At 57.9% G+C, this 25,291-nt stretch carries 19 protein-coding genes and 2 tRNA genes; 4 read left to right on the forward strand and 17 right to left on the reverse strand.

Annotated features, from left to right (window positions below; all coding sequences use genetic code 11):
- Positions 1 to 245: 245 nt before the first annotated feature.
- Genes ACQR3R_RS16455 through ptsP form a run of 3 tightly spaced genes read right to left on the reverse strand, consistent with a single transcriptional unit; the run spans position 246 to position 5,799 of the window.
- A complete protein-coding gene (locus ACQR3R_RS16455) occupies positions 246 to 1,985 on the reverse strand; it encodes a PTS fructose-like transporter subunit IIB (protein ID WP_428273332.1) in 1,740 nt (579 codons plus the stop codon).
- An 11-nt stretch (positions 1,986 to 1,996) separates the two neighbouring features.
- Complete coding sequence (pfkB, locus tag ACQR3R_RS16460) at positions 1,997 to 2,938, reverse strand: 1-phosphofructokinase (protein WP_428273333.1); 942 nt, start codon at positions 2,936 to 2,938, stop codon at positions 1,997 to 1,999.
- Entirely contained in the window at positions 2,938 to 5,799 is a 2,862-nt protein-coding gene (gene ptsP, locus ACQR3R_RS16465; protein WP_428273334.1) for a phosphoenolpyruvate--protein phosphotransferase, read from the reverse strand. Before ptsP ends, pfkB begins: the two co-directional genes overlap by 1 nt.
- Before the next feature lie 290 nt (positions 5,800 to 6,089).
- On the opposite strand from ptsP, the gene cra reads away from it, so the two are divergent.
- Together cra and ACQR3R_RS16475 are read left to right on the forward strand one after the other, a co-directional pair.
- Positions 6,090 to 7,085: a catabolite repressor/activator gene (cra, locus tag ACQR3R_RS16470; RefSeq protein WP_428273335.1), complete on the forward strand. Its 996-nt coding sequence runs from the start codon at positions 6,090 to 6,092 to the stop codon at positions 7,083 to 7,085.
- A 3-nt stretch (positions 7,086 to 7,088) separates the two neighbouring features.
- Complete coding sequence (locus tag ACQR3R_RS16475) at positions 7,089 to 7,865, forward strand: TatD family hydrolase (protein ID WP_428273336.1); 777 nt, start codon at positions 7,089 to 7,091, stop codon at positions 7,863 to 7,865.
- Between the two features lie 56 nt (positions 7,866 to 7,921).
- On the opposite strand, the gene ACQR3R_RS16480 is transcribed toward ACQR3R_RS16475, so the two are convergent.
- The 4 genes from ACQR3R_RS16480 to ACQR3R_RS16495 all read right to left on the reverse strand — a co-directional run bounded on the left by ACQR3R_RS16480 (position 7,922) and on the right by ACQR3R_RS16495 (position 13,778).
- Positions 7,922 to 9,952 (reverse strand): methyl-accepting chemotaxis protein, encoded by a 2,031-nt coding sequence (locus tag ACQR3R_RS16480; protein ID WP_428273337.1) that lies wholly within the window; start codon positions 9,950 to 9,952, stop codon positions 7,922 to 7,924.
- Between the two features lie 166 nt (positions 9,953 to 10,118).
- Positions 10,119 to 10,955, reverse strand: a complete 837-nt coding sequence (gene ampE / locus ACQR3R_RS16485; protein ID WP_428273338.1) for a regulatory signaling modulator protein AmpE — start codon at positions 10,953 to 10,955, stop codon at positions 10,119 to 10,121.
- The gene (gene ampD / locus ACQR3R_RS16490) at positions 10,952 to 11,512 is read right to left on the reverse strand and encodes a 1,6-anhydro-N-acetylmuramyl-L-alanine amidase AmpD (RefSeq protein ID WP_428273339.1); all 561 of its coding nucleotides are present in this window, start codon (positions 11,510 to 11,512) and stop codon (positions 10,952 to 10,954) included. The genes ampE and ampD overlap by 4 nt, the downstream gene beginning before the upstream one ends.
- Positions 11,513 to 11,576: 64 nt before the next feature.
- Entirely contained in the window at positions 11,577 to 13,778 is a 2,202-nt protein-coding gene (locus ACQR3R_RS16495) for a DUF1631 family protein (RefSeq protein WP_428273340.1), read from the reverse strand.
- A 268-nt stretch (positions 13,779 to 14,046) separates the two neighbouring features.
- On the opposite strand from ACQR3R_RS16495, the gene nadC reads away from it, so the two are divergent.
- Positions 14,047 to 14,895: a carboxylating nicotinate-nucleotide diphosphorylase gene (nadC, locus tag ACQR3R_RS16500; RefSeq protein WP_428273341.1), complete on the forward strand. Its 849-nt coding sequence runs from the start codon at positions 14,047 to 14,049 to the stop codon at positions 14,893 to 14,895.
- A gap of 83 nt (positions 14,896 to 14,978) precedes the next feature.
- On the opposite strand, the gene ACQR3R_RS16505 is transcribed toward nadC, so the two are convergent.
- The gene (locus ACQR3R_RS16505) at positions 14,979 to 15,284 is read right to left on the reverse strand and encodes a DUF6388 family protein (RefSeq protein ID WP_428273342.1); all 306 of its coding nucleotides are present in this window, start codon (positions 15,282 to 15,284) and stop codon (positions 14,979 to 14,981) included.
- 295 nt (positions 15,285 to 15,579) lie between these two features.
- On the opposite strand from ACQR3R_RS16505, the gene ACQR3R_RS16510 reads away from it, so the two are divergent.
- The gene (locus tag ACQR3R_RS16510) at positions 15,580 to 16,083 is read left to right on the forward strand and encodes a hypothetical protein (RefSeq protein ID WP_428273343.1); all 504 of its coding nucleotides are present in this window, start codon (positions 15,580 to 15,582) and stop codon (positions 16,081 to 16,083) included.
- Positions 16,084 to 16,088: 5 nt separating this feature from the next.
- Here the strand turns inward: ACQR3R_RS16510 and ACQR3R_RS16515 are convergent.
- The 9 genes from ACQR3R_RS16515 to ACQR3R_RS16555 all read right to left on the reverse strand — a co-directional run bounded on the left by ACQR3R_RS16515 (position 16,089) and on the right by ACQR3R_RS16555 (position 25,222).
- Positions 16,089 to 16,164, reverse strand: a tRNA-Thr gene (locus tag ACQR3R_RS16515).
- A 129-nt stretch (positions 16,165 to 16,293) separates the two neighbouring features.
- Positions 16,294 to 18,399, reverse strand: a complete 2,106-nt coding sequence (gene pnp / locus ACQR3R_RS16520) for a polyribonucleotide nucleotidyltransferase (protein ID WP_428273344.1) — start codon at positions 18,397 to 18,399, stop codon at positions 16,294 to 16,296.
- Positions 18,400 to 18,594: 195 nt separating this feature from the next.
- Positions 18,595 to 18,864, reverse strand: a complete 270-nt coding sequence (rpsO, locus tag ACQR3R_RS16525; RefSeq protein WP_003197723.1) for a 30S ribosomal protein S15 — start codon at positions 18,862 to 18,864, stop codon at positions 18,595 to 18,597.
- Between the two features lie 117 nt (positions 18,865 to 18,981).
- Positions 18,982 to 19,899 (reverse strand): tRNA pseudouridine(55) synthase TruB, encoded by a 918-nt coding sequence (gene truB / locus ACQR3R_RS16530; protein ID WP_428273345.1) that lies wholly within the window; start codon positions 19,897 to 19,899, stop codon positions 18,982 to 18,984.
- Between the two features lie 3 nt (positions 19,900 to 19,902).
- A complete protein-coding gene (gene rbfA, locus ACQR3R_RS16535) occupies positions 19,903 to 20,304 on the reverse strand; it encodes a 30S ribosome-binding factor RbfA (RefSeq protein ID WP_007942872.1) in 402 nt (133 codons plus the stop codon).
- Positions 20,305 to 20,463: 159 nt separating this feature from the next.
- Positions 20,464 to 22,992, reverse strand: a complete 2,529-nt coding sequence (gene infB, locus ACQR3R_RS16540) for a translation initiation factor IF-2 (RefSeq protein ID WP_428273346.1) — start codon at positions 22,990 to 22,992, stop codon at positions 20,464 to 20,466.
- Positions 22,993 to 23,019: 27 nt separating this feature from the next.
- Entirely contained in the window at positions 23,020 to 24,501 is a 1,482-nt protein-coding gene (gene nusA, locus ACQR3R_RS16545; protein WP_008024459.1) for a transcription termination factor NusA, read from the reverse strand.
- A gap of 47 nt (positions 24,502 to 24,548) precedes the next feature.
- Positions 24,549 to 25,070 (reverse strand): ribosome maturation factor RimP, encoded by a 522-nt coding sequence (gene rimP, locus ACQR3R_RS16550; protein WP_428273347.1) that lies wholly within the window; start codon positions 25,068 to 25,070, stop codon positions 24,549 to 24,551.
- Between the two features lie 75 nt (positions 25,071 to 25,145).
- Positions 25,146 to 25,222, reverse strand: a tRNA-Met gene (locus ACQR3R_RS16555).
- Positions 25,223 to 25,291: the final 69 nt, after the last annotated feature.

Consider the following 25,291-nt stretch of genomic DNA (forward strand, 5'->3'; position numbering starts at 1 on the left):
GGTTTGCGGGAGGCCGTGATTTCGGGCGCTGGCCCAGATCTGTAGGAGCCCGGCTTGCCGGCGATGGCGTCCTCGACATCGCCATCGCCATCGCCATCACTGGCAAGCCAGTTTCCTACGGGTTTGCGTCAGGCCAGTGATTTCGCCCGCTGGCCCAGATCTGTAGGTGCCCGGCTTGCCGGCGATGGCGTCCTCGACATCGACATCGCCATCACGGGCAAGGCAGCCTCCTGCGACGGGTCGATTCAGGCCTTGGCGGGCTCCAGCGCCAGCTCAACCACCTCTGGTCGCTTGAGCACTGCATAGGCAACCGCCGTCAGCAGGCTGCCGGCCACAATCGCCAGCAGGTACAGCAGCGTATGGTTGATCGCATTCGGAATCGCCAGCACAAACAATCCGCCGTGCGGCGCCATCAGTTTGCAGCCGAAATACATCGACAACGCACCGGTCAACGCGCCACCTGCGATGCTCGCCGGAATCACCCGCAAAGGGTCTTTGGCAGCGAACGGAATCGCGCCTTCAGAGATAAAACACAAGCCCAATACCAGCGCCGCTTTACCGGCCTCGCGCTCGGTCTGGGCAAATTTGCGCCGTGCAATAAACGTCGCAATGCCCAGACCAATCGGCGGCACCATACCGGCCGCCATGGTTGCCGCCATTGGGGCGTAACTTTGCGAAGCCAGCAGCCCCACCGAAAATGCGTAAGCCGCTTTGTTGATCGGCCCGCCCAGGTCGACACACATCATGCCGCCGAGCAACACTCCCAGCAGGATGGCATTGGTGGTGCCCATGCTGTCGAGGAAGTGTGTAAGGCCTTCGAGCATCCCGGCGACCGGTTTGCCGACCACATAGATCATCACCAAACCGGTGAACAGGCTCGCCAGCAACGGAATGATCAGGATAGGTTTCAGGGCTTCAAGACTTTGCGGCAGGCGTGCATAACGATTGATTGCCTGCGCGGCGTAACCGGCGATGAAACCGGCAATGATCCCGCCGATAAAACCTGCGCCCAACGTGCTCGCCAGCAGGCCGCCGATCATCCCCGGCGCCAGGCCCGGACGGTCAGCAATCGAATACGCGATGTAACCCGCGAGCAGCGGCACCATCAACTTGAACGCGGTTTCGCCGCCGATCTGCATCAGCGCCGCGGCCAACGTACCGGGCTCCTTGAACGCGGTAATGCCGAATACAAACGACAGCGCGATCATCAGACCGCCCGCCACCACCATCGGCAACATGAACGACACGCCCGTCAGCAGGTGTTTATAGACGCCGGTCTTCTCTTGTTTAGCCGGACCTTTGGCCCCCGTCGCAGCGCTTTCCTGCTTGCCTTCGGCCAGGGCTTTTTTCAACGTGGATTCGGCGTGCTTCAACGCAATTCCGGTGCCACAGCGGTAGATTTTCTTGCCGGCGAAACGCTCGGTCGCGACTTCGATATCGCAGGCCAGCAGCACCACATCCGCATCGGCAATCGCCGCCGCGCTCAATGGATTGCGCGCGCCAACCGAGCCTTGGGTTTCGACTTGCAGATCGTAGCCCAGGCGTTTGGCGGCCTGTTGCAAAGCTTCAGCGGCCATGAACGTGTGGGCCACGCCGGTGGGGCAAGCGGTGATTGCGACCAGACGCGGCGCATTGGGTGCTGGCGCCACAGGCTCGACGGCCGCTGGCGGTGCAACGTAAACATGAGCCTCTGCTGCGCCTCGACGCAACACCGCTTCAACGTCTTGCAGCGCTTGCGCCGGAGTGCTTTGGAACACACGCTTGCCGACAAATCGCGACATGTCCACCGGTGCGCTGGTGACCAGTAATACCCACTCTGCCGCCTCAATCGTGGCGGCTGACAACTGACGTTCCGGGTGCGCCAGATCGGTCACTTCAACGCTGGTACTGAAGCCTTGACGCTGAGCCGCGGCGGCAAGCAAACGAGCGCACAGAACACTGGTGACCATGCCGTTCGGGCAGGCAGTAACAATGGCTAAATTCATTACAAACCCTCTTATTGTTCTGTCAGGACGCGCATGCGCACGTCCTGTTCAAGCCGCGCCAGTTGCGTTACATCGTCAATACCGAAACCGATCTGTGTAACCGCCATCGCCGCAATCGCGGTGGCTGTGCGCAAGGTCTGTTCGGGCGTATCGGCGTTCAACAAACCGTGGAGCATGCCCGCCAGCAACGAGTCGCCCGCACCCACCGTACTTGCGACGTTGACCTTGGGCGGCGTGGCGTGCAGTGCCGTACCGACACTGAACCAGTTCACGCCCTCGGCGCCGTGAGAAATCACCACGTGCTCCACGCCTTGTGTATGCAAATGGCTCGCGACCTCGGCTTGCGCCTTGACCGAAGACACTTCGCGACCCAGCACCTGCGCCAACTCTTCGGTGTTCGGTTTGATCAGCCATGGGCCAGCCTTGAGTGCGGTTCGCAAAGCATCGCCGCTGGTGTCGAGAGCGACTTTCAAACCAAGATTTTTCAAACGCACAATCAGCGCCTGTAACCACTGCGCACTGATGCCTTGCGGCAGGCTACCGGCAACGACGACGACGTCGTGACCCGGTGCGATCTGGTCCAGCCGATCAAGCAGTGCTTGTTGCGCGGCGGCACTGACCACTGGCCCCGGACCATTGACGTCGGTAATACGACCGTCGCTTTCCGCCAGTTTGATGTTGCTGCGAGTCTCACCGGCAACGCGGATAAACGCGTCGACAAAGCCGCGTTTGGCGAACAGCGTTTCGAACGCCTGAAGATTGTCTTCACCCAGGAACCCGCTGACAGTCAGTTGATGGCCGAGGTCTGCCAACACCTGCGCCACGTTCACCCCTTTGCCGGCGGCGTGAGTGTGCATCGCGTCGCTGCGATTGACCTGACCGGCATCCAGACGCGGCAACTGAACAGTCAAATCCAGCGCCGGGTTGAGGGTCAGGGTAAGAATCCGGGCCATTACAGGGCCTCCACTAATGCGCGCACTTCATCGGCGCTGCCCACGGCCAACGCCTGTTGAGCAAGGGTTTGTACTTGGGTCAGGCTGAGTTCGCGGATGCGTGCCTTGACCTCGGCAATGCTGCGGCCCGACACGCTCAACTCATCGACACCCAGCCCCACCAGCACCGGAACGGCCAGCGGATCGGCAGCCAATTCGCCGCACACGCCCACCCATTTACCGTTGGCGTGCGCCGCGCGCACGGTGATGTCGATCAATTGCAGCACCGCCGGGTGCAAGCCGTCAGCCTGGGCTGACAACGTGGGATGGCCGCGGTCGATCGCCAAGGTGTATTGAGTCAGGTCGTTGGTGCCGACGCTGAAAAAGTCGACTTCTTTGGCCAGTACCGGCGCCAGCAACGCAGCAGAAGGGACCTCGATCATGATCCCAAGTTGCAGATCCGCCACCGGGATTTCCAGACGCAAACGTTCGGTCATGTCCCGCGCCTGGCGCCACTCATCAACACTGCCGACCATTGGGAACATGATGCGCAACGGACGGTTGTCGGCCGCACGCAGCAAGGCACGCAATTGCGCTTCCATGATCGCCGGTCGTTGCAGCGTCAGACGAATACCGCGTACCCCAAGAAAGGGATTTTCCTCTTTGGCGATCGGCCAATACGGCAATGGTTTGTCGCCACCGACATCAAGCGTGCGGACCACTAATGGGCGTCCGGCGAGGCCATCAAGTACCCGACGGTATTCGGCTTCCTGAGTGGCCTCATCGGGTGCTTGCGAATGCGCCATGAAAATCAGTTCAGTGCGCAGCAAGCCAATGCCTTCGGCGCCCTGCTCCACGGCACTGACGACGCCTGCGCTCTCGCCGATATTGGCGAACACTTCCACCGCATGCCCATCGCGGGTCAGTGCGGGCTGATGGCGTTGTTCGGCAGCGGCTTTGAGGCGTTGATCGCGGCTGTCGCGTTCCTCGGTGGCGCGCTGCAAGGTCGCCGCATCCGCGTCCACGTGCAGCCGACCGCGTTGGCCATCGATCAGCAACGGCGTGCCTGGCGCCAGCAGCAATACTGCGGCACCGGCACCGACCAACGCCGGAATTCCAAGCGCTCGGGCGACGATTGCGCTGTGCGCGGTGGCGCCGCCGCGAGCGGTGAGAATGCCAGCCACGCGCGTCGGATCGAGACGTGCGACGTCGGACGGTCCCACTTCATCCATGACCAGGATGTACGGTTGATCAGGTTCGTCGGACGTCTCGATGCCGCTCAATTGCGCCAACACTCGGCGACCGATGTCGCGCAAGTCCGCCGCACGTTCGGCGAGCAACGCATCCTGCAGCGATGCCTGTTGTTTAGCCGCCGCTTCGATCACATTCATCCACGCCGCTTCGGCGCTCTCACCTTGCTTAAGGCGAGTGTCGACTTCATCGGACAGCTCCGGGTCGTCGAGCATTTCCTGGTGGGTGATGAAAATTTCGCGAATGGCTTTGGATGTACTGCGTTCAATCAAGCCCTGGATATCACGCCGCACATCGGCCAGCGCTTGCTTGAGGCGCTCGCGCTCGATGGCCGCGGACTCACCACGCAACGGGTAATCGATGGTTTGCAGCACGTGAACATGCGCAGGGCCGATGGCGATTCCCGGTGCGGCGGCGATGGCTTGCACCAGGCTGCCGGACGCGGGCGCGATCAGCACCTGGGCGACATCGGCGACTATGGCGCGCTGTTGACTGACGGCTGGCAACGGCTCGACTTCTTCACCGAGGCCTTCTTCAATAGCCGCCAACAAGGCCGGCAATGCGTCAGCAGCGATGCCCGGCTCTGCGACAAACTCAAGCACTTGGCCGCGGCGGGCGCCTAGACTTAGCAGCTTGCTCAAACTCTTCACCGACACGGCGCTGTCCTGGCCATCGACGATACGTACGCGAATTTCGCCGTCAAAACTTTTTGCCAGTTGCGCGAGGATCTTCGCCGGGCGCGCATGCAAACCATGGGCATTGGCCAGGGCTATGCGCGCGCTCGGCCAGTCTGGCGGCAGTTCACCACCCAGTACTTCGAGGACTTTGCGGCTGCTGGTTGCGCGGCCCAGTTCATGGCCGCGTCCTTCGATGAGCAGCGCGCAAAGACGTTCGAGCAGCGCCTGATGCGCTTCGCCAAGGCTGGCCAGGCAGAACAGGCCACTGAGCGGCTGGCCGAGATAGCGCATCGGTTTGTCCGGTGTGACAAACGCCAGCCCCGGGCGTTTAACCGTTTGTTCGCTGTGCAACCACCACAAGCCATCACCCAGCGGCAGCGCCTCGACCTGCTGCAATACCGCCGCAAAACCGTTGCTCACGCAATCAGCCTGACGCAGTAAACGTGCGCCGCGCCACACCAGTTCTTCGAAATCATCGGCAGAAACGCCGAGGCCGATCATTTGCGCATCCAGTGCCAATTCCTGCGGGGCGCCCTGCAGCAACTTCAGCAACGCCTCGGCGGAACTTGCGCGACGCAAAGCCTGGCCCAGATCGGTCTCGCCGAGCGCGCGGGTCAGCAGTTGCAGCAAACGCAGGTGTTCATCCGACTTGGCCGCAATACCAATCGCCAGGTACACGATCTGGCCGTCGCCCCAGTCCACTCCATCTGGAAATTGCATCAGGCGCACACCGGTGGAAAACACCTGATCGCGGGTGTCGGGCGTACCGTGGGGAATGGCGATACCTTGGCCGAGAAAGGTCGAGCCCTGGGCTTCACGCGCCTGCAACCCGGCGAGGTAACCGTCGGCCACCAGGCCATCGGCAACCAGATGCCGGGCGAGCAACTGCAAGGCTGCCGATTTATCCACAGCCGACTGGCCCATGGAAATCTGCTCTATGGTGAGCTCGAGCATGCTTTCTCCTTTTTGGCGCCAAGAGGCACCAGGTATTGTTTTGAATGAGTCAGCTTAGGCGCTTAATCATCACTTTTGGCGGTTTCACGGCAGAACCGGCCAAAAGCACTTATAAGCTAGAAAATACGCCTGCTGAAACGTTTAATCTAGAATGTTTGGCACGTTACTCGATAATCTCCAAACGTTGAAGTCCAACTTGTCGGATGTGCGAAGGCAATGGTCGTGTGTCGTAATCGGGTAGGATTGACGAAAATGTCGGGGCAAGCTCGAAAAAACAAGGAAATCCCGAGTTGAAACTCAGTGATATCGCACAGTTGGCCGGTGTGTCCGTTACCACCGCCAGTTATGTCATTAACGGTAAGGCCGAACAGCAACGCATCAGCAGCGCAACCGTCGAGCGCGTGCGTGCCGTGGTCGAACAACACGGCTTTACGCCTAACCCGCAAGCGGCGGGATTGCGCAGCCGCCACACCCGCACGCTCGGGTTCATTCTGCCGGACCTGGAAAACCCCAGTTACGCACGAATCGCCAAGCTGCTGGAACAGGGCGCCCGTGCTCGCGGCTACCAGTTGCTGATCGCCAGCTCCGACGACGCGCCCGACAGCGAGCGACAATTGCTGCAGCTGTTCCGCGCCCGACGCTGCGATGCATTGATCGTTGCCAGTTGCCTGCCGGCCGGTGATGACAGTTATCGGCAACTGCAGGCCAAGGGCATTCCGATCATCGCCATCGACCGGGTGATGGAGCCCGAGCATTTCTGCTCGGTGATCAGCGACGACCGCGAAGCCAGCCTGCAACTGACCCGCAGCCTGCTGAACCCGTTGCCCAAGCAAATCGCCCTGATCGGTGCACGTCCGGAGCTCAGCATCAGCCAGGAGCGGGCGGCAGGTTTCAAAGAGGCGCTGGCCGGGTTCAAAGGCGAAGTGCTGATCGAACATGGCGAATCGTTCAGCCGCGAGTGCGGCAAGCAATTAATGGAAGAAATGCTGCAGCGTCTGGGGCATTTGCCAGATGCACTGGTCACTACCTCTTACGTGTTGCTGCAGGGCGTTTTCGATGCACTGCACGACTTCCCGCTGAAATCCCGGCCACTGCGCCTCGGCACATTTGGCGACACGCAATTGCTCGACTTCCTGCCGCTGCCCGTCAACGCCATGGCCCAGCAACATCAACTGATTGCCGATAAAGCGCTGGAATTGGCGTTGGCCGCCATCGAGCAATCTGATTACCGGCCCGGCGTACAAGCCATCGCGCGGACGTTCAAGCAGCGTATTCGCCAGGATTGAATCGTGGAGCTGATCGACAGCCACACTCATCTTGATTTCCCCGACTTCGATGCAGATCGCCCGGCGCTGCTGGCAGAAAGCCGCGCACTGGGCGTTCGGCGCATGGTGGTGCTGGGCGTTTACCGGGGCAATTGGCAACGGGTTTGGGACCTGGTGCAAAGCGATCCAGACTTGCACGCAGCGTTCGGTTTGCATCCGGTTTACCTGGATCAACATCGGCCACAGGACTTGAGTGAACTCGGCGACTGGCTATCGCGGCTGGCGGGGCATCGACAGTTGTGTGCCGTGGGCGAGATCGGGCTGGATTATTTCATAGAGACACTCGACCGTGATCGTCAGCAGTCACTGTTCGACGCCCAGTTGCAACTGGCGGCCGACTTCAATCTGCCGGCCCTGATCCACGTGCGTCGTAGCCATGCGGCAGTGATTGCCACGCTCAAACGGTTCAAATTGAAACGCAGCGGCATCATTCACGCTTTCGCCGGCAGCAAGGAAGAGGCCCGCGAATACATCAAGCTTGGTTTCAAACTCGGCCTGGGTGGCGCTGCTACCTGGCCGCAGGCATTGCGCATGCATCGCGTGCTTGCCCAATTGCCGCTGGGTTCGGTGGTGCTGGAAACCGACTCCCCGGACATGGCGCCCGCGATGTTCCCGGGGCAACGCAACAGCCCGGCTCACTTGCCGGATATCTGCACGGCGCTGGCCGGGATCATGGCGATCAGCCCCGAACAACTGGCGGCTGAAAGCACCGCCAATGCCTGTGCCTTGTTCAACTGGTAGTCAATGTGTAAACAGCGAACTCGCCTGCAACGATGAATCGCCTGCAGGCGTGTTGCTCATACCCGGAACGCGCTGATCAGTTGTTTCAGCTCTACGACCTGAGCCGACAACGCCCGGCTGGCATCTTCGGTCTGGTGCGCGCCATGCGCGGTGCGCTCGCCTGCACGGTTAATCTCGACGATGTTCTGATCAATGTCATGGGCCACCGCAGTTTGCTGCTCCACGGCAGCGGCAATTTGCTGGTTCTGATCGACGATCATGCCCACCGCGCCGAGGATATTTTCCAGTGCCTGCTGGACCTTTTCCGATTGCCCAACGGTGCCGCTCGCCATCTGGTGACTGGTGCCCATGGCTTTCACCGCCGCACCGACACCGCCGTGCAACTTGCTGATCATTTGTTCGATTTCTTCGGTTGATTGCTGCGTGCGCTTGGCCAGCGTCCGCACCTCATCTGCCACGACCGCAAAACCGCGTCCTTGCTCACCGGCCCGAGCGGCTTCGATGGCGGCGTTCAGGGCCAGCAAATTGGTTTGTTCGGCAATGCTTTTGATCACCTCCAGCACGCGGCTGATTGCCTGGCTGTCCGTGGCCAATTGATTGATCACCAGCACCGACTGATCAATCTCGTTGGCAAGCGCCGCAATGCTGCCCTGCTGCGACTCCACCAAACCGCGACCGCTGATGGTTTCATCGTTGACGCTGTGAGCGCTGCTGACCGCCGCCGCCGCACTGCGCGCGACCTCAAGTGAAGTTGCCGACATCTGGTTCATTGCGGTGGCGACCTGTTCGATCTGCGTGCGCTGCCCCGCGACTGCCTGATTGCTCTGGGCCGAAACGTTCTCAACCTGGGTAGCCTGACGCTCGACTTCACCGACGGTCAGCCCGACACGCTCGATCAGGTCGTGGATTTTCTTCACGGTGCCATTGAACACCTCGCCCAACTCGCCCAATTCATCGCGGCTGTGCGCCTTGAAGGTGACGGTCATGTCACCCGCCGCCACTTTATCCATCATCTCGCCAAGCCGTTTAAGCGTGGTGCGGGTGGAGGCATAGAAGCCGCCATACAGATAAAAAATCAACACGAACACCACTGACAGCGCCACGGCTTGCAGCACCATGTGGGTGCGATTCTGCTCCAGCCGCTGTTGCAACTGCGCGCCGAGAAACTTCAGCGTGGCTTCGTTAAGCTGGTAAGTCTGATCCATCAGGCCGCTGACCTGGTCGTAAAAACCCTGCCATGGCGCATCGAGCGTGTCGGCCATCACCACGTTTTCCTCGAACAGCTCACTGGCCTTTTTCAGCGACGCCTTGCTGCTGTCGGCCTGAGCCGCCAGCGTATCGTGTGCCGCTTTGCTGGAGCCTAGCGCGTCTTGCAATTTCAACCCGTATTCACCCTGGAGCTTTTCAATCTGCGCCAATAACTCATCGAAACGAGTGCTGGTAGCGGAGTTGAGAAAGCCCTGCCCCAACGAAAAAGCACCCATGGCCCGCCCCTCGCCAAGCAGTTGGGTAACGGCTGGCGTAACGTGCGTAACGAGTTCGCTGAGTTGGCGCATATCGCTCTGGGTATCGCGACTAAGGCCCGCCTGGCTGGTGATGATCTGGCTGAGCATCTGCGCGCTGCCGAGCAGTTTGCCGATCATTGCGCTTTTGCTCTGCAGGGAGGTTTCCGCTTGCTGGACCTTGAAGGCGTTGATCATTTCATCGCGTTTGCTTGCAAAGACTGCGATGTGTTCTGGATCAGTACTCATCGGCATCAACCCTTGCAGCCGGGCCATTACGCCCTGCTCCAACCCACTGATGCGTGATTCGATGTTACCGGCCTTGCCCGACTGGCCAAGGGTCACATTGATCTGCACCAGGTTATTCAAGGTCTCCAGGTCACGACGTAGTGTCAGGCTGCTGCCCAGCAAGTCGAGACTTTGCAGCTCGATGCGTGTGCCCTGAAATTCTCGGTAGGCATCGCGCACCAGATAGAAGTTGGTGACCAGCATCGGTATCAGGAACAGCACACTGATCAGACTGAACTTCATGCCGAAGCTCAGGCGATTCATTAGCGCGACGGCGGGATAGAGCAAGCTCTTCACTGTGAAGTCTCCCTTTGATTTCTTATTTTTATTGGCAGGCGCACGGAGACAGCAGATAGCCACTATTCGGCGCTAACTCTGTATAGCTTAATTCTGCGAAAGGTTTTGTAACTTAAGGTTAACGAGGATCAGAGGGGGCAATCCCCCTCGTCATACACAGCAGGAATCAGGGCAGGACGGTCCACAGGGCAAAACCTGCGTACCAAAGCAACGCGGCGCGAAGCAGCAGTTCCCAGAGGCGATCCAGGCTATTGATGCCATCGGGCCCGACAACCGGCGCCGGAATTTCACCGGCCACCAGCCCGACCTTTTCGATCAACTGCGCGGCACTGATATTCCAGTTCAGCAGTTCGTGCAACATCACACGGCTGACCGCAACAAAGTTACCGACCAATGCAAAACTGGCTGCCAGCAACCGCACGGGGACCCAATCGAAAGCATGGCGCAACTGGCCAGCACGCTCGACCACCGTCGGGTTCTGGCTGTGCTCTTCTGCCAGCGCCAGAAGGCGATAACTCAGGGCCGCGACCGGACCCAGCAGGAAGTACCAGAAAATCACCGCAAAAAAGCTGTGATACGCCTCCCACAGCAGGTGAGCCTGAACCCGCTCCAGCAATTGATCGCCACTGTCTGCGCAAATACCCAGATCACGCTCGGCAACATGCGCCGCGGCTTGCAGGTCTTCGCGACGCCAGGCATCGCGAAACGGCCCCAGTTCCGCCAGCAGATCGCCACGCCCCAGACTGTAGATCACCACCAGCAGGTGCACCGGCAACGCCAGCAAGCCGTAAGCCACCGGCTCCAAAACGACCAATAGCAGCGCCAACAACGCGACAGGCAGCAGCACCAGCACAGCCAGAATCAGCCATGGCCTGTTTGCCATTCGTGGGCTTGTCTCCAGTTTGGCCAATTCACGCAACCAGCCGCCATCGCGTTGAATCTTATGACGCAGGGCCGAGAATTTCTCGATCCAGACCGCCAGCAGCAACACCAGAAAACTCATTGTTGTTCCTCTTTGGCCAGCGCGGCGCGATAGCGAGCCCAATCGAAGGCAGGCCCCGGATCGGTTTTGCGTCCAGGTGCTATATCGCTATGCCCGCAGATGCGCTGTGGGGTGATGGCTTTGAACGTGCTCTGCAGTTGCCGGGTCAGCGCCGTCAACGCTTTGTATTGAGCATCGGTGAACGGTTGATCATCGGTGCCTTCCAGCTCGATGCCCACGGAAAAATCATTACAGGTTTCCCGGCCATCGAAACATGAAACGCCAGCATGCCAGGCGCGCTCAAGACAGGAGACAAATTGCGTGACGACGCCATCACGTTCGATCAAAAAATGAGCCGACACGCGCAGGTCGGCAATCCCCTCAAAGTAGGGGTGCTCCGTGACATCCAGACGATTTTGGAAAAACGCCTGCACTTTGCCGGTAGCGAACTGTGCAGGTGGCAGGCTGATGTTGTGAATCACCAGCAGGGAAATTTCGCCTGTGGGGCGCGCATTGAAGTTGGGCGAAGGACATACCTTCACGCCCTGACACCAACCGCTGGCGGGGTCCAACTGCATAACGGTTCCTTCTGCGACGACTGCGTTGGCGCCCAGTATGCCGCGATAGCCCCCCGTGAAGCGATTACTTGCCGCGATTGATGCGCCGCAAGTTGCCGATCACTGACTCCAGCGCCCGGTCGAACAGTAACGTATCGTCCAGCGCACGCACCACGCCATGGCGAAACTCCAGCGCAAGCTCGGTTCGGCCGCGCTCCAGAACTTTCATCCCGGTCCGGTTGACGAAAATATACTTGCCGGTGGCCTCGATCACGGCCGTCAACTTGCAGCGCAAGGCGTTTTCTTCGTCCTCCTGAAACTCGACCCAACAGCCTGGGCGCAGCTGATCGACCTGAAGTAAATACACATCGTCGGCAGGTAACTGCAACGAGGCTTTTTCAAACGGTCCTTCGTCTGCATTGCGCAGGGTGATGTCCTCCAGTACCTGCACCATCACCGGCGATGCCGTTATCTGGCCAGAATCAGGGCGCTGGAACAGCTGGACATGCAACGCCTCCAGCTCACTGAAAAACTCACCGGTGGCGAACGGGTCGAACGCAGCGCTGCTTAATCCGTCGCGCAGGGACTTGAGCAACCCAGGCACCAGCGCCAACAATTGCAGATGCGCCTCGGGTTCTGCGTGCCGCTGCACGCTCCAGACCAATTGCACCATGGTCCGCACGTCCGCGTGCCATTCAGCAGACTGATCACCGTGCTTGAGGCAGGTCAGCAGCAATACCTGGCTCCAGGCTTCCTGCACAAACGTCAGCACCGCTTGTGGCAACGCCTCGCCCAACAATGCTTGATTAAGCGCTTGCGTTACACGCTCACGCGCCAGCTCGGTTCTGGCGCGGCCCTCTTCGGCGTCACGGGTGCGTTGCTCAAGCAACTCACTACGGCGGCGCTCGTCAGTGGTAAACGCAAGAAAATCCGCCAGCAATTCGGAAAAGATCGCCAGGTCATCAATAAAATCGTTTAACAAGCGTTGCACTACTTGTTCGATACGCAAGTACAAGCTGTCACGCTCATGGTCGTCGCAGGCGCCCCAGCCCATCGCGGCAGCAGCGATTTCGTTGAGCAAGCGCCGGGCCGGGTGATTGCAACGGCTGAAAAAACTTTTATCGAGCACCGCTACTTTCAACATCGGGATCTGCAATCGAGCGATCAAGACTTTTAGCGAGCCCGGCAAATTGCGGTCATCGAGAATGCACTCGAAGAGCATGGCGATCAGGTTGATCACATCCTCGTCAGCCACATCGACCACACGTGATTTGCCGCTTTTCACGCTGATCAGGGTCAACAGTTGTTCGAGGTGATTTCGCAGGTCGAAGTCATCTTGGGCGGTTGGCGTCGGCACGTACTGCTGCAAATGCGAGAGCATGCGCAGCAAGTCGCGAGTGGATAGCGGCTGCGCCTTGGCACTGGCTTCCAGCGTCGGCGCGACACTGCCGCGCACATGAAACAGTAGCTTTTGCAACGCGGCGAAGACTTCCTGAACGCCGTCATCGAGATGCAGGCTGCCCGTGAGGTCATGGCTGTGGGCGGACTCTTCACGAACGCAGGCTGCCGCACGATCAGACGCGCGCCGCGCTGGCGCTGCCTTGAGATCGGGCAGAACCCCCGTGGCGCTCAGTAGCTGATTGGCTTCGTTGTAGAGTTGATCGGCATCGCTGAGCACGTAGCGCTCAAATAACTTCAGCAGGATCAGCTTGACCCTGATCTCCACCCCTAAAATGCGTGCGGCCTGCAAGAAGTACTCGCAGAGCATTGCCGGTCCCAATGGGTTTTGCCGGATCGTCAGCGCCCTACCCAACGAGTCGCCAAACCGGGCTGTCAATTGGTCAAGCGCAAACCCGTCACGGTTCTGCACCCGGGCCACCATCGCCTGAACCGCGACGTCACGCTCCAGCTCGTCGCTGGGTTGAGTCGTGGAATCATCAGGAGCACACGCGTGTGGCGACACAACTTGGCTGAGGTCCAAGTGCGTGAGTCCGACAAAGGCCTCGAGATATTGCTCGAAAAAAATACGTTCGATATTTTTGCGCTTCAGTCGCAGGTCGCGCATGGCCTCAAAAAATAAGCTCTGTTGAGCGTCATTGCGTGCGCGGTCAGACATCTCGAACAGCGTGTCATCCGCATTATCGAACAACTCCTGCAAGGCATGCCGCAGTCGCTGGGCGGCCAGGTCGCGCACCTGAAGCAACACCACGGGCAGGCGGGCGAGCGGCGAGTACGCCTGATCGGTAGCAGCCTTGTGCAAAGGCACTACAATCCCCTCGTTGTGCATTCAGCCTCCTGCAGTGACAAACCCCGAATGAGAACGTCAAAGTCGTGACGTCAAATACAAGTCGAATTATCTTGTAAAAGGTGTCCGTGACGCTACAAAACTCTGCGCCCTCAATAAAATAGACACTTTCATGTGACCGCTTATTAGCAGCGACAACTCAAAGCAATCGACCAAATGCAGGCATTAGAGCATCGGAACAAGCTCTGATGCCTTGGGTTGCCCGCAGCCATAGCCCTATAATCGGGATACTTTGTTTGTGGAGTCCGTTATGCCGAATCTACGTCTCGCCGATTTGACTGCCGAAATCGAAGCCAACGTACGCCGTGCGTTGCTCGAAGACATCGGCAGCGGCGACATCACTGCGCAGTTGATCCCCGCCGAACGCCTGGCCAAAGCCACCATCATCACTCGCGATGCGGCTGTCATTGCCGGCACCGCGTGGGTCGATGCGGTTTTCCGTCAACTGGACCCAAGGGTTGCAGTGCACTGGCAAGTGCGTGACGGCGAGCGGGTAAAACCCAATCAAGCGCTCTTCCACCTTGAAGGCCCGGCACGCTCGCTGTTGAGCGGCGAACGCTGCGCGCTGAATTTCCTGCAACTGTTATCCGGTGTGGCCACTCGATCGCAGTACCTGGCAGATTTCGTCGCACAAACACAGGTGAAGTTGCTGGACACTCGCAAAACACTGCCAGGGCTGCGTCTTGCGCAGAAGTACGCCGTAATGTGCGGTGGATGCCACAACCATAGAATCGGCTTGTATGACGCCTTCCTGATCAAGGAAAACCATATTGCGGCCTGCGGTGGCATCCCTGAAGCCATTACGGCCGCACACAAGATTGCCCCCGGTAAACCGGTGGAGATCGAAGTGGAAAATCTGGATGAACTAAAGGAAGCACTGGCGGCCGGAGCCGACATCATCATGCTCGATGAATTGAGCCTGGATGACATGCGCGAAGCTGTGCGCCTGAACGGCGGCAAAGCGAAGCTGGAGGCCAGCGGCGGCATTAACGAAAGCACGTTGCTGCCCATTGCCGAAACCGGTGTGGATTACATTTCGATTGGTGCAATGACCAAGGATGTGAAGGCTGTCGACCTGTCGATGCGCCTCAGCCTGTAAGGAACAGCTACGAGCGGCAAGTTTCAAGCTTCAAGCAGTTCTGCTTTGACTTGTAGCTTGCCGCTTGATAATTGAAGCTGCCCTTAAACCACCAGATTGTTCATCTCGCAGTACTCTTCCCACTCGACGCCCAACACTTCGGCCGCCTCTTTGTGCAGGACCAGGCGCGCAGCCTCGAACTCTTCAGGGGTCGATGTGTACTTGAGCGTCAGCTCCCAAGGCTGCAAGCCTTGCGATTCCGCCTCATCCTCGAACGCCCACTGAATCTGATCTTTCTGATCGTCAGCAGGCAAGTTCTTGATCTCTTCAGCCAGTTGCGGCGATTCCAGCAAGTATTTCTTGAGCGCTTCTTCGTGTCTGGCTGCTTGGGTCAATTCTTTAACGGTCATGTCGTTCTCGCTGATCTTAGGAATGGAAGATGGATCTGGATCATCAAGGATCTCTCTGACGCAAAAAACCGCGTGAAGCCCGGTTTGTCTGGCCTTCAGAACCATTCGGGATCATCTGAAAACAGCTCGGTGTTGCTCATGCAAGTTCCGAATATAGGACGTTTGGAACACGAATTACACGCCTCTTTACATCTCTCACACAAAAAACTGACCTGAGGAACATAAATCAGGATTAGAAGTCATAGCGATGTGCCATCCCAGCATTCAACTACGCCGTTCACAAGGAACCCCAGTGATGCGCAGCTTTTCGAAAATATCTTCTGTTGTGTCCGCGTCTGTATTGGCCGCTCTGCTGGGCGCTGTGGCATTGCCGCAAAGCGCTATGGCTATCGAATGGAGCGACAGCAGTCCATCCAAGGACGACAGAATCTCCGTAATCCATAGCGAATACGGAAAAAACGTGGTGGTTCAGGGCGACATCAGCATCGATGAACTTAAGAAAATGCGTGACACCCTCAACGACCAAACGCGCCAAATCGAAGAACTCAAGCGCAACAGCGGTTCAAGCGCTAGCTCGAGCGGAAAGGAAATTGATGATTTGAAGAACAAGGTCAAGGACCAGGAACGCAAACTGGACACTCTTGGTCGACAGATGGATGACCTCAAGCGCAACAGTGGCTCCAGTTCCAGCTCGAATAACAGCGAGATCTCAAATCTGAAGCAGAAAATCAGCGATCAGGATCGGGCAATGGATCAGCTCAAACGTACTGTTGAGGACCTAAGCCGCAAGGTGAAATAAAGCGGTGGTGCCCGAGACAGGAATTGAACCTGCGACCTTCGCGTTACGAGTGCGCTGCTCTACCAACTGAGCTACACGGGCGATGGGCTAAACGTAGCATCGGTATGGAACGTCGGCAACTTGAGGGCCGCTCAGGATTTGCAGCAGACAAAAAAATACCCCGCCGTTTTCACGGCGGGGCATTTTTATTGCGCTAAAACTGCGGGGTAATTAAACGCCCGAAGCCTTGGCAGCTGCTACGTCTTTGATGGACAGCTTGATACGACCGCGGTTATCCACGTCCAGTACCAATACTTCCACTTCCTGACCTTCTTTCAGGATGTCGGTCACTTTCTCAACGCGAGCGTCGCTCAGCATCGAGATGTGAACCAGACCGTCCTTGCCCGGCAGGATGTTGACGAATGCGCCGAAGTCGACGATGCGTTCAACCTTACCGATGTAGATCTTGCCGATCTCAGCTTCAGCGGTGATGCCCAGAACGCGCTGACGTGCAGCTTCAGCAGCTTCCTTGGTTTCGCCGAAGATCTTGATCGAGCCGTCGTCTTCGATGTCGATCGAAGCCTTGGTCTCTTCACAGATCGCACGAATGGTCGCGCCGCCTTTACCGATAACATCACGGATTTTGTCGGTGTCGATTTTCATCGCGATCATGGTCGGAGCGTTTTCCGACAATTCGGTACGCGACTGGCCAATGATCTGGTTCATCTGACCCAAGATATTCAGGCGCGCTTCCAGGGCTTGGCCCAGAGCGATCTCCATGATTTCTTCGGTGATGCCTTTGATCTTGATGTCCATCTGCAGCGCGGTAACACCTTTGGCGGTACCGGCTACTTTGAAGTCCATGTCGCCGAGGTGATCTTCGTCACCCAGGATGTCGGTCAGGACGGCGAATTTCTCGCCTTCTTTAACCAGACCCATGGCAATACCGGCAACCGGCGCCTTCATCGGAACGCCAGCATCCATCAGTGCCAGGGAAGCGCCGCAGACCGAAGCCATGGAGCTCGAACCGTTGGACTCGGTGATTTCCGACACAACACGAATGGTGTACGGGAACACGTCAGCAGCAGGCAGCATGGCCTGAACCGAACGACGAGCCAGACGACCGTGGCCGATTTCGCGACGACCAGCGCCACCCATGCGACCACACTCACCTACCGAGAACGGAGGGAAGTTGTAGTGCAGCATGAACGGGTCTTTTTTCTCGCCTTCCAGGGTGTCCAGCAGCTGTGCGTCACGGGCGGTGCCCAGTGTTGCAACAACCAGCGCCTGGGTTTCACCACGGGTGAACAGTGCCGAGCCGTGGGTCTTAGGCAGAACACCGACTTCGATGTTCAAAGGACGCACGGTCTTGGTGTCGCGACCGTCGATACGTGGCTTGCCGTTGACGATGTTTTCGCGAACGGTGCGGTACTCGATTTCGCCGAATGCTGCTTTGACTTCGCTGGAAGAAGGCTGGCCTTCTTCACCGGACAGCTTGGCAACAACCTGATCCTTCAGCTCACCCAGGCGAGCGTAACGGTCGGCCTTGATGGTGATGGTGTAAGCATCGGAGATCGCAGCGCCGAACTCGGAGCGGATAGCGCCGAGCAGTGCGGTGGCTTCAGGCTGAGGAGCCCAGGTCCAGGTTGGCTTGGCAGCTTCAGCGGCCAGTTCTTTAACAGCGTTGATCACAACCTGGAACTCGTCGTGAGCAAACAGTACAGCGCCCAGCATCTGGTCTTCGGTCAGCTCTTTGGCTTCCGATTCAACCATCAGAACGGCTTCCGAGGTACCGGCAACGACCATGTCCAGGCTCGAAGCTTTCAGTTGCTCGTAAGTCGGGTTCAGCAGGTAGCCGGTGCTTTCGTGGAAAGCAACGCGGGCGGCGCCGATAGGGCCATCGAAAGGAATACCGGAGATTGCCAGGGCAGCCGAGGTACCGATCATCGCAGCGACGTCCGGATCGGTTTTCTTGCTGGTGGACAGAACGGTGCAGACAACCTGCACTTCGTTCATGAAGCCTTCTGGGAACAGCGGACGGATCGGACGATCGATCAGTCGGGAAGTCAGGGTTTCTTTCTCGGAAGGACGGCCTTCACGCTTGAAGAAACCGCCAGGGATCTTACCGGCAGCGTAAGTTTTTTCCTGGTAGTGAACGGACAGAGGGAAGAAGCCCTTGCCTGGATCGGCTTGCTTGGCACCGACTACGGTCACCAATACGCTGACGTCGTCGTCAACGGTGACCAATACTGCGCCGGAGGCCTGACGGGCGATACGGCCAGTCTCGAGGGTAACGGTCGACTGACCGAACTGGAATTTTTTGATTACCGGGTTCACGGTGTCCTACCTTCTTTTGTGGCTCTTGGGGAACTGGTTTTCTTGCGAAATTCTTGGGCAATGTCGGGAATCGGCCCAACGCCTGTCCAGGGTAAAAGCATGTATCCAGATAAAACTTGAGGCTGGGAGCCTGCCCTGCGCCAGCGGTAAACCACTGACACACGACAGACAACCAACCTCTAGCGCAATCGCTTATTAGCGACGCAGACCCAGGCGAGCGATCAGAGCGCTGTAACGGCTCACGTCCTTGCCTTTCAGGTAGTCCAGCAGCTTACGACGCTGGTTTACCATGCGGATCAGACCACGACGGGAGTGGTGATCTTTACCGTTGGCCTTGAAGTGACCTTGCAGTTTGTTGATGTTGTGGGTCAGCAGTGCAACTTGCACTTCTGGCGAACCAGTGTCACCAACAGCTTGCTGGTAGTCAGCTACGATTTGAGCTTTTTCTTGAACGTCGAGAGCCATGAGGCAATCCTTTTATCAGGAAACTGTTTCAGAAAAACAGCTTCAACAGGCCAGGGACAAATCCCTGTATCTAAAAATGAGTAGTGACCGTGCCTGTTAACAGCCACCCTCGTTCGGTCATTCTGACCGAATCAGTCGACGTGGCGCGATGCGCCCGTCTTCGCTCACTTCACCGATTCCGATGAAGCGACCGTTGTGATCTTGTACCCGCACCATGCCGAACTTCGGAGCATCCGGGGCTCGCACCGGTTGGCCGTTAAGCCAGTAAAACGAGCTGTGCTCTGAAAACTGCAACAGCGGCCAATCCAGCAAGCCGCTGTCGGATGGCATCAGGAAGCGGTCGACCGCCTCATTACCGCCTTCGGCATGTACTGCTTCCAGCTCTTCAAGCGTGACCGTCTGCGCAAGCGTGAAAGGTCCGGCCTGGGTACGTCGCAGTTCAGCAACGTAAGCGCCACAACCGAGTTGCTCACCAATATCCTCCACCAGAGTGCGGATATAGGTGCCTTTGCTGCAATCCACCGCGAGCCGCGCAGTATCACCTTCGAAGGCCAGCAATTCCAAGCGCGCAATAGTAACAGAACGCGGTTCGCGCTCCACTACTTCACCTGCACGGGCCAACTTGTACAGCGGCTGGCCATCACGCTTGAGCGCCGAGTACATCGGCGGTATCTGGCTGATTTGCCCACGAAATTTCGGCAGCGCGGCTTCGACATCGACGCGACCAACGGTCACCGGGCGCTCCTGCAAAACCTCACCTTCAGCATCGGCCGTGGTGGTGGTTTTGCCGAGTTGCGCCAGGGTTTCATAAGCCTTGTCGGAATCGAGTAGGTATTGCGAAAACTTGGTTGCCTCGCCGAAGCACAATGGCAAAACGCCAGTGGCTAGCGGATCGAGACTGCCGGTGTGGCCTGCCTTCTCGGCGTTCAGCAACCAGCGAACCTTCTGCAACGCGGCGTTTGAGGTGAACCCCAACGGCTTGTCGAGCAGGATAATGCCGCTGACATTGCGACGGATACGTTTGACCTGAGCCACCGATTACTCCTTGGCGTCTTCGGGTTCAGCCGCTACCGGGTGCTGATTATCTTCAGCCACCGCACGCTCGATCAGGGCCGACAGGTGCGCGCCACGCACGACGCTTTCGTCATAGTGGAAATGCAACTGCGGAACGCTGCGCAACTTCATTTCACGAGCCAGCTGCATGCGCAGAAAGCCTGCAGCGGAGTTCAGCACCTTGATGCTTTGTGCAATGTCTTCGGCGTTGTCCTGCCCCATCACCGTGATGAAAATCTTGGCGTGACCGACGTCACGGCTGACTTCAACAGCGGTAATGGTAACCAGGCCGACGCGCGGGTCTTTGACTTCACGACGAATCAGTTGCGCCAGCTCACGCTGCATCTGATCGCCAATACGTTGGGTACGGCTATATTCTTTTGCCATGTCTTGTTACCTGTTACTGCCCTACGGTGAAACCCGTGGGGTCTGAAAGCGGCAAACGCCCGGCCTGACAGAAGCCAGACCGGGCGTTGCGTTTAGAGTCCTGACGCTGTGCCGCGCATTTGCATGCAGCGGCTCATCGTGGCCCTTGAAGTGCGCGAGTTAGAGGCTGCGAGCAACCTGAACCTTCTCGAAGACTTCGATTTTGTCGCCGACTTTAACGTCGTTGTAGCTCTTGACGCCGATACCGCATTCCATGCCGGCACGTACTTCGGAAGCGTCATCCTTGAAGCGGCGCAGAGATTCCAGCTCGCCTTCGAAGATAACGATGTCTTCACGCAGTACACGGATTGGACGGTTGCGGTGCACAACACCTTCAAGAACCATGCAACCGGCGATCGCACCAAATTTCGGCGAACGGAATACGTCACGAACTTCAGCGATACCCAGGATGTTCTCGCGAACATCACTGCCCAGCATACCGGTAAGTGCTTTCTTGACGTCTTCGATGATGTCGTAGATCACGTTGTAGTAACGCATATCCAGACCTTCCTGCTCGACGATCTTGCGAGCGCCAGCATCGGCACGCACGTTGAAGCCGAACAGTACAGCGTTGGAGGCCAGTGCCAGGTTGGCGTCGGATTCGGTGATACCACCGACACCGCCACCGACAACACGCACTTGCACTTCGTCGTTACCGAGGCCGTTCAAGGCACCGTTCAACGCTTCCAACGAACCACGGACATCAGATTTGAGGACGATGTTGAGCGTCTTCTTCTCTGCTTGGCCCATGTTTTCGAAGATGTTTTCCAGCTTGCCGGCGTGAGCACGGGCCAGCTTGACTTCGCGGAACTTGCCTTGACGGAACAGAGCCACTTCACGGGCTTTCTTCTCGTCCGACAGCACGCTCATCTCATCGCCAGCATCCGGAGTACCGTCCAGGCCGAGAATCTCGACAGGGATGGAAGGACCGGCTTCTTTGATTGGCTTGCCGTTCTCGTCGAGCATGGCACGTACACGGCCGTAGTTCGAACCGACCAGGACCATGTCGCCTTGGCGCAGGGTACCGTCTTGAACCAGAACGGTAGCAACCGGGCCACGACCTTTGTCGAGACGCGATTCAACCACGACACCACGACCTGGAGCCGATGGAGTCGCTTTCAGTTCGAGAACTTCAGCCTGCAGCAGAACAGCTTCGAGCAACTCGTCCACACCAGTACCGACTTTCGCCGAAACCGATACGAACGGGGTGTCGCCGCCCCACTCTTCCGACGTCACGCCGTGAACCGACAGTTCGCTGCGGATGCGATCGAGATCAGCGCCCGGCTTGTCGACTTTGTTTACAGCTACAACCAGTGGAACACCGGCAGCCTTGGCGTGCTGGACAGCTTCAATGGTCTGCGGCATTACGCCGTCGTCCGCTGCAACGACCAGGATCACGATGTCAGTCGCCTTGGCACCACGAGCACGCATTGCGGTAAACGCAGCGTGACCCGGGGTGTCGAGGAAAGTGACCATGCCGCGGTCAGTTTCAACGTGGTACGCACCGATGTGCTGAGTAATACCGCCAGCTTCGCCAGCAGCTACCTTGGCACGACGGATGTAGTCGAGCAGCGAGGTCTTACCGTGGTCAACGTGGCCCATGACGGTCACGACTGGTGCACGGGAGAACGTCTCACCTTCAAACTTCAGGGACTCAGCCAGGGAATCTTCCAAGGCTGTGTCGCTGACCAGGGTCACTTTGTGGCCCAGCTCTTCAGCAACCAGTTGGGCAGTTTCCTGATCCAGAACCTGGTTGATGGTCGCTGGAGTACCCAGTTTGAACATGAACTTGATGATTTCAGCAGCCTTGACCGACATCTGATTGGCGAGATCGCCAACAGTGATGGTCTCGCCAATCTGCACATCACGCACGACAGGGCCGGTTGGGCTCTGGAAACCGTGAGCGTTGCGTTTTTTCAGCTTGGCCTTACCGCGACCACCACGACGGAAGCCATCGCTTTCTTCGTCGGTAGTACGTGGCGCAACACGTGGCGCAGGCGCTTTCTCTTTGACCGAAGCACGATGCGGAGCGTTTTTGCGCTCACCATCGCCACTGCCGCGACGATTGTTATCGTCGGCGCGTGGTTTGTCCGGGCGGCGCTGTTCGTTCTGCTTGTTGCGAACATCGGCAGAAGGCGCTGGTGCAGCCGCCACTACCGGAGCGCTTTCACGCACTGGCTCGGCAACCGCAGCAGGAGCTGCGACAGCGTCGTTAGTAGCGTTTTGCGCAGCAGCAGGCTGGCGACGCGCTTCTTCTTCGGCGCGACGCTTGGCTTCTTCTTCAGCCTTCTGACGTGCAGCATTTTCTACTGCACGACGTTCTTCCAGTTCGCGTTTGCGCTCGGCTTCGATTTCTTCCGGGCTGCGCTGTACGAAAACTTTCTTTTTGCGTACTTCAACGCTGATGCTTTTGCTGCCAGCAACACGCAGGGTGCTGGTGGTTTTGCGCTGCAATGTAATCTTGCGCGGTTCTTCCACTTTCGCCTTGTGGCTGCTCTTCAAGTGAGTCAGCAAAGACTGCTTCTCACTATCGCTCACACCTTCATCGGCGGCGGTGTGCGGCAGACCTGCCTCACGCATCTGCTGCAACAGGCGCTCTACCGGTGTTTTGACCTCATCGGCCAGTTGTTTCACCGTGACTTGCGTCATGCACTTCTCTCCTCAGGCCGCGCCTAATTACTCGAACCAGTGGGCTCGGGCGGCCATGATCAACTTGCCGGCACGATCATCGTCAATGCCGTCGATGTCGAGCAGGTCGTCAATAGACTGCTCGGCCAGGTCTTCGCGGGTAATTACGCCGCGCACCGCCAGTTCCATCGCCAAATCCTTGTCCATACCCTCAAGCGAGAGCAGGTCTTCGGCCGGATGGGCGTCTGCCAGCTTTTCCTCAGTAGCGATGGCTTTGGTCAACAAACGATCCTTGGCACGAGCACGAAGCTCGTTGACGGTTTCTTCGTCAAAGCCGTCGATGTTGAGCATTTCTTCCAACGGTACGTAGGCAATCTCTTCCAGGCTGGTGAAGCCTTCATCTACCAGCACCTGTGCCAGGTCTTCGTCGACTTCCAGCTCGTCGATGAAGTTGCGCAGGATGTCGCCGGTTTCTGCTTGCTGCTTAGCCTGGATGTCCGATTCGGTCATCACGTTCAGGGTCCAGCCAGTCAACTGGCTAGCCAGACGCACGTTCTGACCACCACGACCGATGGCCTGAGCCAGATTGTCTGCGCCAACGGCGATGTCCATGGCATGGGCATCTTCGTCGACGATAATTGCCGCCACTTCAGCTGGCGACATTGCATTGATCACGAACTGAGCCGGGTTGTCGTCCCACAGGACGATGTCCACACGCTCACCGCCCAACTCGCCCGATACTGCCTGGACGCGCGAACCGCGCATACCGATGCAAGCACCTTGCGGGTCAATGCGCTTGTCCTTGGAGCGGACAGCGATCTTGGCGCGCGAACCCGGATCACGGGATGCCGCCATGACTTCGATCAGGCCTTCAGCGATTTCCGGCACTTCGATGCGGAACAACTCGATCAGCATTTCCGGCGCTGTACGCGACAGGATCAACTGCGGGCCGCGGTTCTCGGTGCGGATTTCCTTGAGCAACGCACGCAGACGTACGCCGACCCGGAAAGTTTCGCGGGAGATGATGTCTTCACGAGCCAACAGCGCTTCAGCGTTGTTGCCCAGATCGACGATCACATTGTCGCGGGTCACTTTTTTCACGGTGCCGGAGATAATTTCCCCCAGCCGCTCGCGATAAGCGTCGACAACCTGAGCGCGCTCTGCTTCGCGAACCTTCTGCACGATGACTTGCTTGGCAGTCTGTGCAGCGATACGACCGAACTCGATGGACTCGATTTTTTCTTCGACTACGTCACCGACCTGAGCGCCAGGGTGCGTCTCAGCAACCTTGCTCGGCCAGGTTTCGATGGCCGGATCGTCTAGGTCTGCTTCTTCGACAACCGTCCAACGACGGAATGTCTCGTAAGCACCAGTGTGGCGATTGATTTCCACACGCAGATCGACTTCGTCCTCAAAACGCTTTTTGGTAGCAGTGGCCAAAGCCAGCTCCAGCGCTTCAAAAATTACGTTTGCCGGTACGCCCTTTTCATTGGATACCGACTCAACAACCAGCAGTACTTCTTTGCTCATCGTACGCCTCGCCTTTCGCAAGCCATTGGATCCGCGGGATCCGCGTCTCAGTCAAAACTGGGGATAATGTTGGCCTTGTCGATCAAATCGATCGGCAGCAAAAACTCATGGTCTTCAACCTGCACCACGACGTCCTGCTCTTCTACACCGCGCAGAAGGCCCTGAAAGTTGCGTCGACCTTCGAAAGGCGAGCGCAGCTTGATCTTCACTTGTGCATCGGCAAATTTTGCAAACTGCTCAATAGTGAACAGTGGGCGTTCCATGCCAGGCGAGGAAACTTCAAGGGTATATTCAACGGCGATAGGGTCTTCAACATCCAGAACACCGCTGATCTGACGGCTGACAATGGCGCAATCGTCCACCAGCACACCGCCCTCTTTATCAATATAAACGCGCAACATTGAGTGTCGACCTTGAGCCGAAAACTCAATACCCCAGCATTCATAGCCTAGGGCCACGACCACCGGGGCCAACAAGGCCTGCAACTCTTCTAGCTTGCTCGACACCTGAACCCCCTCGTGCATGTATGTGCATGCTATGCAAAATAAAAAAATGGGCGAAACGCCCATCCTTGAAACGCCTTCGAATAGCGGCGTAGAAAGTGTCCAGCTAACAAAAAGCCCCTGAAAAGGGGCTCTTAAAACTGGTTGCGGGGGCCGGATTTGAACCGACGACCTTCGGGTTATGAGCCCGACGAGCTACCAGACTGCTCCACCCCGCGACAAAGCTGGGGCGGAAGTATACGACCGATCCCTTACAGGGTCAATGTAACCTTCCACCTACAAGAAAG

The sequence above is a fragment of the Gordonia sp. IEGM753 genome, from assembly GCF_050321825.1.
Lineage (GTDB): Bacteria > Pseudomonadota > Gammaproteobacteria > Pseudomonadales > Pseudomonadaceae > Aquipseudomonas.